The sequence below is a fragment of the Metasolibacillus sp. FSL K6-0083 genome (assembly GCF_038630865.1).
Lineage (GTDB): Bacteria > Bacillota > Bacilli > Bacillales_A > Planococcaceae > Metasolibacillus > Metasolibacillus fluoroglycofenilyticus.
In genome coordinates this window covers 2,941,219-2,956,779 of sequence record NZ_CP152046.1, presented here as the reverse complement: position 1 = coordinate 2,956,779, position 15,561 = coordinate 2,941,219, and the positions used below count along the sequence as shown (strand labels likewise).

Here is a 15,561-nt window from a genome sequence, read left to right as displayed (position 1 = left end):
ATTTAATAGAGAAGCAGGAGGCTGTCCAAAAAGCCGTGCATAGCCGGCATTTTGGACAGGAGCGATGATGTTTCACAAAATGTTGATGCATATAAACAGAGAACCCCCCTCTTTTAAAATGGGACGAACATGGGCTTTAGCAGCGTTATCCTTCAATAAAAGGGAAGCAATGAAAACATTTATTTCAATGCGGTGTCAAAAAAATGGACTTTCCGGACAATTCCCCTTCTTTAGCGCTTTATTCTTCCTATATACTTTAATGCATTTTCAGACGGAACAAGCATCCTTTTGTCATTGCGTTTTTTGCGAATTGCATAGGCCTTATAAAAACAACGCTCCGCATTATCAACATTGCCTTGCTCTAAATAACATTTCCCTTTAAACTGCCATATACTGTCCTCAAATTGCTGTAAATTATGAGCATCACAATAAATTAATGCTTGTTCAAATATATTTAGTGCTTTTTCATAGTCTTTTGTATGTTTAATTGTTTCTCCATAGTTAATCAATGTTAGTATGTACTCTACTCCGCCTTTTGGTTCAAAATAATCAAGCGCTTCTTTTATGTAATATAATGACGTTGCGATACATCCTACTAACCTATTTAGATAGCCGATATTGCGATATGTTCTAAACTTTATATCGCCTTCCGTAGTTGGCTGTAGTAGAAGAAAATCACCTAAGCGAAGGGCAGCATAGAGCTTATCTGTATCTGAGCATTTTTCACGTAAAAAATCATTTTCATCAATAAAAACTAATTGTCTGACTTCGTTAAGCCTCTGATCAAAATCGTTTATTGGCATGAAAACCCTCTCCTTAGCTTTCTATTACACTGCAATTATTGAATATTGAACCTCTTAGCTGAAGTCACAAGTTTGCACAGGCCCTAGTCAAAGCTGGAAACAAGATAAATGAAAAGCATGCTGAGATGCAACATGCTTGATTTTATACGTATTACTGCCCTTCAATCGCTAGTAATGCCTTCTTCAGCTCAATCCCTGCGCTAAAGCCTGTTAAAGAGCCATCTTTTCCAATTACTCTATGACATGGCACGATGATAATTACAGGGTTCGCACCGACAGCACCGCCCACTGCTCGTACTGCCTTTGGATTCCCGATGCGCATAGCAATATCAGAATAGGTGCATGTCTCACCATAAGGAATTTGCTGTAATTCTCTCCATACACTTTCCTGAAAAGGAGTACCCTTATAATACACAGGAAAATCAAATTGCTGTCTTTGACCTTGAAAATATTCAGTGAACTGTTGTATATAAAGCGCTAGCTTACTAGCGTCTTCTTTCACTTCACTGTCTTTATAATGCTTCTTAGCCCATACAAGCAATTCTTCTTCATTTTCATGTAGTGAGCCAGTATAGCATAAACCTTGCTCCATCGCTGCAATAACAAACTGAATATCTCCATAATAGAAGCTTGTCCAGTAGATTGGTTGTGACATTGAAATTCCCCCGTCAATTAGCTCATTTCAGCAGTTGGTCCCATTACTGGAGGTACTGTTAAACCTGCTTGGCGCAATAAAACCGTCATTTGACCACGGTGATGTGTTTGATGGTCAATTAATACTCTAAACAATGCACCACGTGGCATAGAACCTCCAAATGCAGGTACATCTTCTGTTAGTTGCTCATCTGTTAGTGCTGGAATTTCTTTTTTATATGCCTCAATGACCATTTCATATGCTTCCACAATGTCTGCCACAGTATTAGGCATCACCATATCTGGCCCAGGTGCAGGAATTTGCAAGCCTGCAAATTGACCAAACACACCTGCAGTTCCAACTAAATGCCAAGCTAACCAGCCTAATGAATTATGTCCTTCTACAATTGATTGACCCATTTTTTCATCTGTAATTGCCTTTAATACATTTAATGTACCTTTTGAGGATACATGCCAATCCTTTGAAAAATCTTCCACTGTACGATACATATCAAAACTTCCTCCTATTCTGTTTATGAGATAATGTCTTGTTTCACTTTATGTACAGCATAATCAAAAAAACAACAAATTTCAAACAGTTTGCTAGCTTATTTGAGATATTGCTCTAAAGTGCGCCATGCTTCAATTTTCTGTTCAAAAGTTTTAATATTCTTTCCCGGAATTGGGCTTGTTGATGGCATTTTTTCATAATCACGCCCAGCTAATATTTCCAGCCCTACATGCCTCTTAAATACATCAAACGACTTAGCACCATTAAATAATACAGCTTTGATTTGAGGATAGCGCTGAAATAGCGATGAGAAATCATTTGCTACTTCATTTCGGATATTCGCATCTAAGCTTCCTTGCCTCTCGCAAGATTGAATCGCATCCCATAAACCGATTCCCTGCTCTTTCAATAATGCAATACGTTGCGCATAATCCTCTGTTATATTTTCCCCAGTAATTGCAGCGATAATTGGCCAAAAATGATTGCGTGCATTGCCATAATATTGCTGCTTCTCTAATGACTGAACGCTTGGCATTGAGCCAAGAATAAGCACTTGAGTGTCGTCATCAATAATTGGTAACAAACTATTTTGTCGCATTGCACTCACCTTCTTCCTTTATTACCTAAAATCAATTACATCTCAGCTAACTCTCGACAATATTTTTTCGAGCTTGCAAGAAAATCTCTTCCAAATCTGTGTCATCCGCAAGAGGCCTAGACCAACATGACATTAATCACGCAATCGTTATCTTAATATGCGATGTTCTTAGACTGACTTCCTCTTTTTCAGCAGGAGTTTCGCCCCCCTATAGAAATGTGGAATTTATGCACCTCTACCTATAGCCCTGCTTTCGATACATAAAGAATTTTAACCTTCGCTAGCACAATAAATTATATTATCCTCATCGCAGAAAAAAATTGCTTTAATAAATTAAATGTAAAAACAATTGTAGGCAAAGTCAACTTAGACTTTGCCTACATCCTAATTATTCTGTAAATTTCACATGTTGAATTTTGTAAATACCTGTTGCATCAATAGAGAAATCAGTAATTTTTTTGCTTACACCAGTCAAATAAGATTGGTGATGAATAAATGCCGCAGGAGATGCTTCATTTAATAGATTTTGTAATTCTTTATAGTAACCTAGACGTGTATCGCTATCTGTTTCTACGCGAGCCGCATCTAATAATTTATCTACTTCAGAATCTGAGAAACGAGTACGGTTATTGTTGCCAATATCTGATGTATGGAATAATGGATATAAAGCTCCATCTCCGTCACCTGTTGACGCAGACCATCCTAAAATGAACATATCGTGGTCACCAGCACCTGTTTTCTCTAAGTATGCGCCCCATTCCATTACTTCAATGCTTACCTCAATGTTCAATTGCTTTAATTTTTCTTGTAAAACAACTGCAATTTGCTGACGTTGTGGGTTATCATTTGTCCAAATTGACGTTTTGAAGCCATCTGGGTAACCAGCTTCAGCAAGCAATGCTTTTGCCTCTTCGATGTTGTAATCTTGAGGTGTAATATCATCACTATAGCCCCAAATCATTGGTGATAATGGACCTTTAGCAGCTACACCAAAGCCATCGAAAACACCTTGTAAAATTTCTTCGCGATCAATCGCTTTTGAAATTGCTTGTCGTACTTTTACATCATCAAATGGTGCCTTTTGACTGTTGAATCCGATATAAGCAATAGACATAGATGGCTGTTGCGTAACCGTTGCAAATGATTCAACTAATGGAACTTCCGTTGGTTGTACAGGGTCAATAATATGTGCATTCCCAACTTCTAAGTCGGCAGCGCGTGTTGCACTTTCCGGAACAGTTTTAAATACCGCTGAATCGTATGCTACTTTGTCACCCCAATAGTCATCATTTTTTACTAAACGAATTTCTTGACCTGGCGTCCATTTATCAAATTTTAAGAAGCCTGTACCAACCGGATTTGCGTTTACATAAGCACGAAGCTTCGATGAATCGCTACCCGCTTGATTGTAATCCTCTTCAATAACAGCCGGGCTAATCATTAAAGAACCCGGATGTGTTAATGCTGCTAATAATGCCCCATAAGGTGCTTTTGTTTTAATTTGAACTGTGTACTCATCTACAACTGTAACTGAGTCGATTGGCTCAAAGTTAGTAGCACGTGGTGAAGCTACTTCAGGGTCTAATAGACGATCTAAGTTAGCTTTTACAGCATCTGCATTAAAGTCTGTTCCATCATGGAATTTAACACCTTGACGCAATTTTAACTGTAACGTTAAATCATCAACATACTCCCAAGATTCTGCTAGTTTCGGCTCAAATTCTCCTGTATCAAAATTACGAGCTACTAATGTTTCATAAATATTACTTTGAACGTTAGCAGATGGTACGTCATTCGAACCATGTGGATCTAGCTCGACTGCTTCGGATAATACTTCTAGAACAAGTTCGCCACCCGCTACTGTACCTTGATTATCAGTATTTGTTGTGCCGCCTTCTTTATCTGTTTCTTTTTCTGCTTCTTTGCCTTTATCATCATTCCCACCGCATGCTGCAAGCACAAGGATAAGTGCAGATACTAATAGCAATAACCAAAATTTGTTTTTCTTCATTCTCAAAGCCTCCCTTTATAAGCTAACTTTCAGAAAATTAACTTTTTTAAATATTATCCGAATTTTTAATAAAAATCAACCCTTCTACATAAATATAAAGTTTATTTTAAATAAATATAAAAAAAATTGTCCAAAAAGCACTATCTTTCAGACAATTTTCGCTGTTTCATTAAAATTTATATGATACTATTTTGATTCATTAAGTAATAACTGCTATCTAATTTTATGTCGTTTATTTTTCCCCATCATCATCTTTATTTTCCTCTTCAATGCTTTGTACATCCAAATCTATATCGCCCTCGAATTCATAAAGCTCAAATAATGATATATATTCATCAATAATTGCTTGTGTATTTTTAAGCTCCCCTAATATAACAGAATTTAAATTTTGTAGTTCTTGCGTTTCAAGTTGTTTTTGAAGTGAAGCTTTTCTCGTTTCTAGCTGAATCAAAAACTGTACAATGCGTTTTCGGCGAAATGTCTGTGCACCTCCCCCACGTTCTCCATGATGCTGTCTCCTACGGCCATGCTCTCTTCTTTCACCACGCTGTAAACCTTCAAATTGTCTAATAAGTCTATCTCTTCTCAAATTAATCACTCCTAATTTTTAATCTTCTACACTGACCAAATTAAATTGTATACAAATGTATACATAAAATCAATTGAAATAACACGCTACTTTTACTCGTATCTTTTAAGTAATAGCTTTTATTAAAGAAGGGATTTCTTGCAAAGTTTAAACGCAAGAGCAAAGGTCTTGTATCAGCTAAATATAAATCGGTGGCATCGTATTGAAGACCAATGCCATTATGAGTGAAAACGGAAAATTTTTATATGTGGTTGAATATGTATTTTAAATAGTTTAAAGTATACAAGTGTATACAAATCAACTATATTGTTATTTAAGGAATTAGAGGTGTTTAAAGATGAAAGCTACTTGGAAGCTTCGAAAATACATTAATCCATATATTATCTTTGCTATACTTGCACCATTAACGATGCTAATAGAAGTGGCAATGGATTTAATACAGCCTGCTATTTTACAGAAAGTCATTGATAACGGAATTGCAAATGACGATACGAAATATATTATTAGCATGTTTGCGCTAATGATTTTTTGTGCCGTAATAGGATTTATTGGCGCAATTGGCTGTTCTATTTTTAGCTCTAAGGCTGCAGTTAATTTCGCAACAGATATACGTCAGGATTTATATGAAACAATCACATATTTTTCAGAAAAAAACAAAGACCACTTTACCTTAGGAAAATTAATTACTAATTTAACGATGGACGTTGAAACTGTTCAACGTGCACTACTTATGCTATTAAAAATATTCGTGCGTGGGCCATTTACATTTATCGGAGCAATCTTTTTCGTTTATTTAACAGCACGTGAATTATTTTCAGTGTTACTTTACGTCGTGCCATTGCTTGCTATTAGCGTAATCGTTATTACACAGCTTACTGGGAAATTTTTCAGAAAAGTACAAGAAGTAATGGACCAAATGAACACGAAAGTACAGGAAAATTTAGCAGGAATACATGTCATAAAAGCATTTAATCGTAAAACGCATCAAATCAAACAATTTCTAAAAATAAATGGGCGTTTAACAGAAAGAAATATTACAGCAGAACAAGTAGTCGGAATGCTTATGCCACTAACAGCACTCATTGTAAACATCGGGCTTGTATTTGCACTTTGGACAGGTGCTATCAAAGTAGAAAACAATACAATTGAGGTCGGGGTAATTTTAGCATTTATCAACTATTTAATGATGATTATGCAAGGTTTAATGAGTTCAAGTAACGTACTCATTCAAATTGCCCGTGCAATCCCTAGTGCTGAGCGTATTGTCACTGTTTTAGAGGAGCCCAATGACATAGTCAATTTTAATGATTCAATCATAACAAGCCCACAAGGAGAGGTGGAATTTAGAAATGTAAGCTTTTCTTATACAAAACAGGGAGAACCCGTTCTTAAAAATATTTCCTTTCATGTGAAGGTTGGTGAAACAATAGGCATCATCGGAATGACAGGTAGCGGAAAATCAACAATTATAAAAATGCTACCAAGAGTTTTTGATGTTGATAGTGGGGAAATCTTCATCGACCAGCAACCTATCCAAAACTATGATTTGCAAAACTTACGCAATGCAATTGGCTATGCCCCACAAAAAGCAGCATTGTTTTCAATGTCGATTGAGGAAAATTTAAAATACGGCAAACTGGATGCAAATATCGAGGAAATAAACGAAGCATTAGAAGCTTCATGCGCAGCCGAATTTGTTGATAAGCTTTCAGATAAGGAACAGCATGTGCTTACACAAGGTGCAACGAATCTTTCAGGCGGACAAAAACAACGCTTAGCAATGGCACGTGCATTTATTAGAAAACCAGCTATCCTTATTTTGGATGATACAACATCAGCAGTTGATGCGATTTCAGAAAGGAAAATTCAGCAGGCTATCGCGGAAAAGTTCCCTATGAGCACAAAATTCATTGTCTCCTCAAAAGTATCTTCCATAAAAAAAGCAGACCAAATTCTTGTAATAGATGATGGCAGACTAGTAGCGTCTGGTAGTCATGAACAATTACTCAAGTTAAGCAAGCATTATCAGGAGATTGTAGCAACACAGGCAGAAAAAGAGGGAGTGATTTGACATGTCTAGTCAACAAAAGCAAGGAACTAGAACGGGATTAGAACGTGGAGGGCACTTTCGCGGACCTGTTGTAAAGCCAAAAAATCAAAAGGCTACTCTCAGTCGCATTTGGAGTTATTTACGCCAGCAACGATTAGGTATGCTTTTAGCTACCCTTTTTGTTATTACATCCTCTATTCTAAATTTATTAGGACCTTTACTTATTGGAATTCTTATTGACCAATATATTATTCCCGGGAATTTATCTGGAACGGTAAGAATGTTAATCATTTTAGCGGTTATTTATATTGCCTCCTCCCTTTTCTCATGGCTACAAACCTTTGTCATGACGCGCGTGTCTTTAAGGTCGATTCAACGATTGCGAAAAGAGCTATTTATTAAAATTCAAGCAATGCCACTTTCATTTTTTGATAAACGACAACAGGGCGATTTAATGAGTAGAATGACAAACGATATTGATAATTTGCATATGGCGTTATCTCAAAGTGTAATCCAAATTGTTTCATCATTATTTACAATTATCGGTACGGCGATTGCGATGTTTTACTTAAATTGGATTTTAGCTATTGTGTCACTAACGATTATCCCAGTCATTGTACTTATATCGAAACAAATTATTAAAAGAAGTAGTGTCAATTATAAAACAAGACAACGTGACTTAGGTAACTTAAATGGTTATATCGAAGAAACAATTTCCAATTCAAATGTAATCACTTTATTTGGAAGGGAAAAGGAAACAATTGAAAAGTTCAAGCTAGAAAATGAAAAATTACGCGCTTCTGCTTTAAAGGCTGAGATTATATCTGGCTTTTTAGGTCCGATTAATAACCTTTCAAATAACTTAGGCATCGGGTTAATCATCGGTGTTGGCGCGTTATTAGCTGTATATCAGCTCGTAACCGTCGGTGTTATTGCAGCATTCGTCACTTACTCTCGCCAATTTTTCCGTCCAATCAATCAATTATCGAATCTTTTAAATACATTTCAATCTGCCATCGCAGGGGCCGAACGGGTATTTGAAATATTAGACGAGGAAGAAGAAGTAGCAGATATTTCGAATGCACTTGAAAAAGAGCAATTCGTTGGAAAGGTTGAATTTCGAAATGTTCACTTTTACTACAGCAAGGCAAAGCCAATTCTCAAAAATATTACGTTCCAAGCTAATGCTGGGGAGACAATCGCTCTTGTTGGTCCGACAGGCTCTGGTAAAACAACAATTATTCAATTATTAAATCGATTTTATGATGCAAAGCAAGGACAAATTTTTATCGATGATGAAGAGATTACAACATATAAGTTAGAAAATTTGCGTAGCTATATAGGCGTTGTATTACAAGATACGTATTTATTTTCTGGCACAGTGCGTGATAATATTCGATATGGTAAATTAGATGCAACTGATGAAGAAGTGGAACAAGCTGCTAAAATTGCTTATGCTCATAATTTCATTAAATATTTACCTTATGAATACGATACAATGCTCGTTTCAGGGGGAATGAATTTAAGTCAAGGACAGCGACAGCTAATTGCAATTGCACGGGCAATTCTTGAAGACCCGGATATTTTAATATTAGATGAAGCGACTTCAAGTGTTGATACAATGACAGAAGTGCATATCCAAAAGGGGCTTAACAATTTAATGAAGGGGCGTACAAGTTTCGTTATTGCCCACCGTCTCAAAACAATCGAAAATGCCAATCAAATTCTTGTCATTCAAGATGGCTCAATAATTGAACAAGGCAATCACGAAGTGTTAATGGGCAAAAAAGGGTTTTACGCTAATCTACAAAATCAATTACAATTATAATGGGCGTCCGCCATGCCGTGCAGTTGCCGACATGGCGGACACTTTCGGTGATGTTTGTTTAAAGTATCGGCTTGTTAATGATAGAGAGCACTTTATTTGAAAGGGTAGCTGGTGGTGTTTCTTCTAAGGTAAGCCTAAGAAATCAGCAACCGCAAGGCTTTCGGCACACCCTCCCGTATTATAGACGAGTTAGTTTTCTCAGTTTATTATCTATCGTTATCCCTTTCTCTTGGATTTCAAGCCTTTTGAAATTTGTTTCCATTTTCGTTGTTCGTTCTGTTTTACTTGTATATCTGTTTTTCGCTCGATATAGGCTAACTCGCGTTGTAGCTTAAAATAGCTTTGAAGACGTGCTTTTTCTAGCATGCCCTCATCGATTGCCTGCTGTACAGCACAATGCGGCTCTCCCTTATGTGTACAATCCCTAAATCGACATTGTCCTGCTAATTGTTCGATATCTTGGAAGCTTGATGCAAGACTATCCGATTGATTCCAAAGCTGCAATTCTCGCATTCCCGGTGTATCGATTAAAGATCCTCCTGAGCTTAACATCACAAGCTCACGATGTGTTGTCGTATGTCGCCCTTTAGCATCATCCTCTCGAATGCTCGAAACCTTCATGCGCTCCGTACCTAAAAGTACATTTGTTAGCGTAGACTTCCCAGCTCCTGAAGAGCCAAGCAATGCCCCTGTCACCCCTTCCGGGAATAATTCGCGCAAACGCTCAAAGCCAATTCCTGTAACCATGCTTGTCACGATAATTTCAACACCAAACGCAACACTTTCCACTTCCTTAACAGAGTGCGTAGCATCCTTACATAAATCCGCCTTCGTTAAAACGATAACTGGCTTTGCCCCTGAATCCCATGCTGCGACTAAATAGCGCTCTAATCTACGAATGTTAAAATCCTCGTTTAAGCTCATTACGAGTAGAACAATATCTACATTTGCTGCTACAATCTGCTCCCCAATTTCCAAGCCTGCTACCTTACGTGAAAAGACGGACTTGCGCTCTAGCAGCTTATGAATAATGGTCTTTTCCTCTCCCGGCATTTGCTCCACTAGCACCCAATCCCCTACTGCTGGATAATCTTCTCGTGCAAAGGCATTGTATGCAAAATTACCTGCGATTGTTGCAAGCCACTCTCCCTGCTCTGTAACTACACGGTAAGAATGCTTGTGCTCCAATACAACGCGTGCCGGTGTATATTTTTTGTATTTGTCTTCCAAATTATTAATTTGCTCACTAAAAAATGCTGTTAATCCTAATTTACTTAATTCCAATGTGTATTCCTCCTAAAATGTACATAAAAAAGTCCTGAGCTGCCATTCAGCAGTTCAAGACTTTTACACACATAGGAGCTTTACTCCATTAACGAACAGGAAACTTATTTGTATCTGAATACAAGATAATAACGTTCGTAAAAGCTCGATGAATTCAACTAACAATTAGCAGAAATGTATTCCACTATTTGAAGTTTCAATCGATTTAGAGCTAAATAAGTATACGTCAATACGTACACTGTAGGCGTGTGAAAGAGAACAAGCTGAATGGCAGTTTGTCAATCGCAATCATATTCATCATGTCACAACACCTACTTCCGATATTTAGTAATTTCAATATACCGAATTATTTTTTAAAAGTCAATTTGATTTGTAATCAATGTATTATATTCTTCCTCAATTCGTGCCACGTCAATGCGTTCAAACAATGCTGTAACAGCTTGCAATCGCACTTGCACTACAGTCTGTTCCCGCCACTCAATTTCTTCAATTTGTAGCATTGCGCGAATTTTCTCTGTTGAAAATGGTAAAAACGGCTGTAATAACTGTGCTAAGTTTGCGATGATATACGTACAGGTTGCTATTGTTTGACTGGCACCTCCTGCATTATCCTTTACTTGTAGCCACGGCTGTTGCTCATCAAAATAACGATTTGCAGCACGTACATAATTAAAAACTTGCTCTAATGCCTCCTTAAAGTGTCCTTGCTCAATAAGTGTACCAACGCTACCATATAGCGCAACTGTACGCTGACGAATCACTTTGTCAATTTCCCCATTTGGCACAATCCCGTCAAACGATTTCTCAATAAACTTCAATGTGCGATTGACAAAATTACCATATGCACCAAGCAATTCTCCGTTATGACTGTAAATAAATTCTCGCCATGAAAAATCAGCATCGCGATTTTCAGGTGCATTGGCTGTTAGAAAGTAGCGAATTGAATCTGCATCATATTTTTCAATCATATAAGGAATCCATACCGCCCAATTTTGACTAGTTGATAGCTTTCTTTTTTCTAAAGTTAAATATTCATTTGAAATAATATTCGTTGGTAATGATGGATTGTTCAGTCCCATTAAAATTGCGGGCCATATTACACTATGAAACGGAATATTATCCTTACCGTGAATGTAATAGGAGGTTGTTTCCTCATTCCACCAATTTTCTAACACTTCACCATGTTGACGTGTCCACTCCATACTTGCTGTTAAATAACCTGCGACCGCTTCAATCCAAACGTAAATTTTTTTATCTCGGAAGCCATCTACAGGCACTTCAACACCATTTGGCAAATCGCGTGTTACAGCACGGTCTGGAACACCTTCTGCCAGATACCGCTCTGTTAATGCAAGTGCATTATCACGCCAACGCTTTTCACTTTTTGCTCGTTTCACAAATTGCTCCAAAGTAGTTTGAAATTTGCTAAAAGCAAAATATAAATGCTCCGTTTCTTTTATAACAGGCTTATTACCGCAAATTTTACAGCGCTTTTCCAATAAATCGAGCGGATCTAAAATGGCTGAACAAGCATCACATTGATCGCCTCTCGCCTTTGCACCACAATTTGGACAAATTCCTTCTACCAAACGGTCAGGTAGAAATTGTTGGTCTGCTTCACAATAAGCCTGCTCCACTTTTTGGCTATAGAGATGCCCATTTTCCAAAAGATGTAAAAATAATTGTTGAACAGCTTGGTGATGGTGTATTGCATCTGTTCGCGTATAAAAATCATAAGTAAAACCTAGCTGCGTAAAGCATTTTTGAAACTCCTCATGATAATGTTCAGCAATTGCTGAGACAGTTGTATTTTCTTGACTTGCACGAATGGAAATTGGCGTACCATTACAATCACTACCAGATACATATAGCACACGCTCCCCTTTTTGTCGGTAATAGCGTGCTAAAATATCTCCTGGTAATAATGCTGCAATATGCCCTAAATGCAAAGAGCCATTCGCATACGGCCAAGCTCCCCCAATAACAATTGTCATCATAAATCCTCCTTTAAATGTAAAAAAACGCCCTAATCTAAAAAGATTAGGACGTTGAATTAACGTGATACCACCTATATTCACTAATAGCTCACACCATTAGCCTCATTCAGTACGTCGCATGCGAGATACTGCTGCTGTTGTAACGAGTGCCTTTCTCGTCGTAGCCTACTATTCGTTCGGTACGCAGCTCCGAGGCCATTTTCCACTAGGTTTGTTTGCTTCATTTCCACCATCAGAAGCTCTCTATCAAACGTCCCTACTATACTTTCCTCTTCAACGCTTTTCGTTTCAATTTGAAGTTTATCATACATACAAATAAAATAAAATGCAAGCTTTTATTCGGCTCTCTTAAATGATTGCTCGCGTGTAATTGGTTGACCAATAAAAACATGGTCTAATATCGCTTCTGACGAGCCATTGTGTAGCAACACAATTTCCTGAACATAAGGGAAATTTTCAAAATAAGATTCAGCGAGCGAACCCATAAACATCTGCCCACCAGCTGAGCCCTGCACTTGTAATACCCCATCATCTAAATTTAATATAAGCGTGCTATCATTATTTGCAAGTTTATAATCTACCAAGTTCACCTGTTCAAAGACAACTTGGTCAAAAATAAAGCGAATGACGGATTGCTTTATTTCTTCAGGATACTCAACCTCGCGAGGAATAACATACTCTGCATTGGCATCCGATTCATAAACTACAATTGTTTGCTCCTGTGTTGCCTCATGGCCTTTTTTAGCATCATTTTGTGAGCAAGCTGTTAATAAAATTAAAACGAATATAGACATCCATAGCCATTTCTTCATCTAAACCACTCCTTTGTCTTATCTCATAAGGTGAATCCCCAGATTTCCTCCCTCACTGCAAATCATTTAGCTTCATCAATCATTTTTTACAAGGGGCTGTTCAAAAAGCCGGGCATAGCTGGCATTTTAGACAGTTGCAATGATGTTTCACAAAATATTGAATCATCTAAGCAGAAAACGCCACTTTTAAAAATGGGACGAACATTGGCTTTAGCAGTGTTATCCTTCAGTAAAAGGGAAGCGCTGAAAACATTGATTTCAATGAGGTAGCAAAACAAAATGGACTTCTAGGACAACTCCAAGATCTTACAGCCTATTAATACGGGATAAATGCAGAGCCCTCAACTATTGTCTGGGCTGGTAAATGCAATAAATCCACTGATATTAAGTCTTTTTTCTGCTGAAAGGACTTTACTAATCTATACCCAATACAGTAACCAATCCAACTAGGTAATTTCTCATGATTTCCAAATAAATAGGGCTGATGCTTCTCTATATCAATTAGCTGTAAAGCTGGTATAAAATGCTCCTGCCAAATCGGCAGCACTTGTTCTACTGTATAATACTTCGTCCATGGTGACAACCATCGCTCACCATATAGTTCCTCTACGGCGCATTCCGCCAAGCCTTCAATAACCAGTGAATCTTGTAATGACAATTCATTAGGCTTGCGCTTTAAATAGTATAGACGACAAACATGATTATATTCATGTGCTAACAGTGCGTGTAGCTCATCTACCTGCAATGCTTCAGACACAAATAAAAAAAGCCCGTTCGAATAAGCTATGCCATTTTTCTTTGGTGCTCCTTTTGTTATTGGAAAAATATAAATTGGTATATCAGGGCCATGCCATAAATTACGCAAGCGCTCATACTCCTGTTCAACAATCGACCATATTTCTCTATTTCGTAATAACCGCTTAGCCTGCCGCCATTCAAATGGTTGAAACAGCCCATTGCTTAATAACTCGTATTGAATGGCCTCTTTGGATGCCCAAGGAAATAGCTTTTGCAATGGCATACATAACTCATCACAATGGATTTCTACCATCTTTGTAGTGTTTTCTTTGCTACATAATGCAACTACCTTTGCAAGCATTGGAGCCGTTTCGATTACGCCCAATATTCCTCACCCTTTTTCCTTAACCTATGCGATGAATGATTGGCGTGTGTCTATCAATGAATTTGCAATACACGCTAATTTTTCACTGTAAAATAGTGATAGTAATGTTTTATTTTATTATGTTCCTTCTCGTACAACTACTATTTCCAATGGGAAAACGAAAAATTCAGTTGACTTTTACTGAAATAATAGTATTATTTTTTTGAGTGATAAAGATTCTCATTATCAACTTAGAAAATTAAGTGAGGGAAATAAAATGCAAAAAATTAAAAATTCCTTGTTCTTATTAATGCTTATGTCGGCAATGGTCTTCGTTTTAGCTGCATGTGCTGATTCATCAAACGAGGAAACACCTGCAAAAGAAGAAGAACAAGTAACAAATAATCCATCTGAAGCTACGGACGGTCAACAATATCCAATTACAATTAAACATGCTTTCGGCGAAACAGTTATTAAAGAAAAACCTGAGCGTGTAGCGACAATCGCTTGGTCAAACCATGATGTTGCATTAGCACTAGGTGTAGTTCCAGTAGGTTTCTCAGCAGCTAACTACGGTGTGCAGGATGGTAGCGGTATGCTTCCTTGGACTGCTGAAAAGTTAAAAGAGCTTGGCGAAGAAAATCCAAACATCTATCAAGATACGGACGGTTTAGATTTTGAAGCGATTGCTGACTCTAACCCTGATGTTATTCTTGCTGCATATTCTGGTATTACACAGGAAGATTACGATACACTAAGCCAAATCGCGCCTGTTGTTGCCTATAAAGAAATTCCTTGGGTGACTTCTTGGCGTGACCAAATTGAGTTAAACTCTAAAGGGATGGGGATGGAAGCAGAAGGTAAACAATTAATCGCGGATACTGAGAAGTTAATCCAAGATAAAGCAAGCCAACACGCTGACATTAAAGGTAAAAAAGCTGCGTTCGCTATGTTTAATGCAACTGACTTATCAAAATTCTATGTATATACGCCAGCTGACCCACGCGGTGAGTTCTTAATCGAGTTAGGTATGGAGTACCCTGAAAGCATTACAAATCAAATTGCAGATAAAAGCAGCTTCTATATTGAATTAAGTGCTGAAAATGCAGATGCTTTATCAGATGTGGAAATATTTATTGTTTATGGTGATGATACAACTTTACCTGCTTTACAAGCTGACCCTATTTTAGGAAAAGTACCTGCTATTCAAAATGGTAGTGTTGTTGTAGTCGGTGACAATACACCGCTTGCTGCTGCCGGTACACCGAGCTCGCTATCAATTGCCTATACAATTGATGAATATTTAACATTAATCTCAGACGTAGCAAAAAATCTGAAATAAT

General features: G+C 37.5%; 13 protein-coding genes and 1 other annotated feature. Of the genes, 3 read left to right on the top strand and 10 right to left on the bottom strand.

Annotated elements, in window-relative coordinates; translation table 11 throughout:
* Positions 1-230: 230 nt before the first annotated feature.
* The 6 genes from MHB51_RS13885 to MHB51_RS13860 all read right to left on the bottom strand — a co-directional run bounded on the left by MHB51_RS13885 (position 231) and on the right by MHB51_RS13860 (position 5,145).
* Positions 231-803 (bottom strand): tetratricopeptide repeat protein, encoded by a 573-nt coding sequence (locus tag MHB51_RS13885; protein ID WP_066169291.1) that lies wholly within the window; start codon positions 801-803, stop codon positions 231-233.
* Positions 804-954: 151 nt separating this feature from the next.
* On the bottom strand, positions 955-1,458 hold the full coding sequence (locus tag MHB51_RS13880) for a methylated-DNA--[protein]-cysteine S-methyltransferase (RefSeq protein WP_107943377.1): 504 nt from the start codon (positions 1,456-1,458) through the stop codon (positions 955-957).
* Positions 1,459-1,475: 17 nt separating this feature from the next.
* Positions 1,476-1,946, bottom strand: a complete 471-nt coding sequence (locus tag MHB51_RS13875; protein ID WP_342558403.1) for a DinB family protein — start codon at positions 1,944-1,946, stop codon at positions 1,476-1,478.
* Positions 1,947-2,044: 98 nt separating this feature from the next.
* The gene (locus MHB51_RS13870; protein WP_342558402.1) at positions 2,045-2,545 is read right to left on the bottom strand and encodes a DNA-deoxyinosine glycosylase; all 501 of its coding nucleotides are present in this window, start codon (positions 2,543-2,545) and stop codon (positions 2,045-2,047) included.
* Between the two features lie 388 nt (positions 2,546-2,933).
* Entirely contained in the window at positions 2,934-4,556 is a 1,623-nt protein-coding gene (locus tag MHB51_RS13865; protein ID WP_342558401.1) for a glutathione ABC transporter substrate-binding protein, read from the bottom strand.
* A gap of 232 nt (positions 4,557-4,788) precedes the next feature.
* On the bottom strand, positions 4,789-5,145 hold the full coding sequence (locus MHB51_RS13860) for a hypothetical protein (RefSeq protein WP_082799084.1): 357 nt from the start codon (positions 5,143-5,145) through the stop codon (positions 4,789-4,791).
* Between the two features lie 337 nt (positions 5,146-5,482).
* On the opposite strand from MHB51_RS13860, the gene MHB51_RS13855 reads away from it, so the two are divergent.
* Positions 5,483-7,216, top strand: a complete 1,734-nt coding sequence (locus tag MHB51_RS13855) for an ABC transporter ATP-binding protein (protein ID WP_342558400.1) — start codon at positions 5,483-5,485, stop codon at positions 7,214-7,216.
* A 1-nt stretch (position 7,217) separates the two neighbouring features.
* Positions 7,218-9,023 (top strand): ABC transporter ATP-binding protein, encoded by a 1,806-nt coding sequence (locus MHB51_RS13850; protein ID WP_342558399.1) that lies wholly within the window; start codon positions 7,218-7,220, stop codon positions 9,021-9,023.
* A gap of 216 nt (positions 9,024-9,239) precedes the next feature.
* On the opposite strand, the gene rsgA is transcribed toward MHB51_RS13850, so the two are convergent.
* From rsgA to MHB51_RS13830, 4 genes are all read right to left on the bottom strand, one after another.
* Positions 9,240-10,307, bottom strand: a complete 1,068-nt coding sequence (rsgA, locus tag MHB51_RS13845) for a ribosome small subunit-dependent GTPase A (RefSeq protein ID WP_342558398.1) — start codon at positions 10,305-10,307, stop codon at positions 9,240-9,242.
* Positions 10,308-10,660: 353 nt separating this feature from the next.
* A complete protein-coding gene (metG, locus tag MHB51_RS13840) occupies positions 10,661-12,301 on the bottom strand; it encodes a methionine--tRNA ligase (RefSeq protein ID WP_066169308.1) in 1,641 nt (546 codons plus the stop codon).
* A gap of 44 nt (positions 12,302-12,345) precedes the next feature.
* Positions 12,346-12,590, bottom strand: a binding site (T-box leader).
* A gap of 49 nt (positions 12,591-12,639) precedes the next feature.
* Positions 12,640-13,116, bottom strand: coding sequence for a hypothetical protein (locus MHB51_RS13835; RefSeq protein WP_066169312.1), 477 nt, complete (start codon positions 13,114-13,116; stop codon positions 12,640-12,642).
* A gap of 316 nt (positions 13,117-13,432) precedes the next feature.
* A complete protein-coding gene (locus MHB51_RS13830; RefSeq protein WP_342558397.1) occupies positions 13,433-14,239 on the bottom strand; it encodes a DUF2268 domain-containing putative Zn-dependent protease in 807 nt (268 codons plus the stop codon).
* Between the two features lie 256 nt (positions 14,240-14,495).
* On the opposite strand from MHB51_RS13830, the gene MHB51_RS13825 reads away from it, so the two are divergent.
* Positions 14,496-15,560 (top strand): iron-siderophore ABC transporter substrate-binding protein, encoded by a 1,065-nt coding sequence (locus tag MHB51_RS13825; protein WP_342558396.1) that lies wholly within the window; start codon positions 14,496-14,498, stop codon positions 15,558-15,560.
* The last annotated feature ends 1 nt before the right edge of the window (position 15,561 follow it).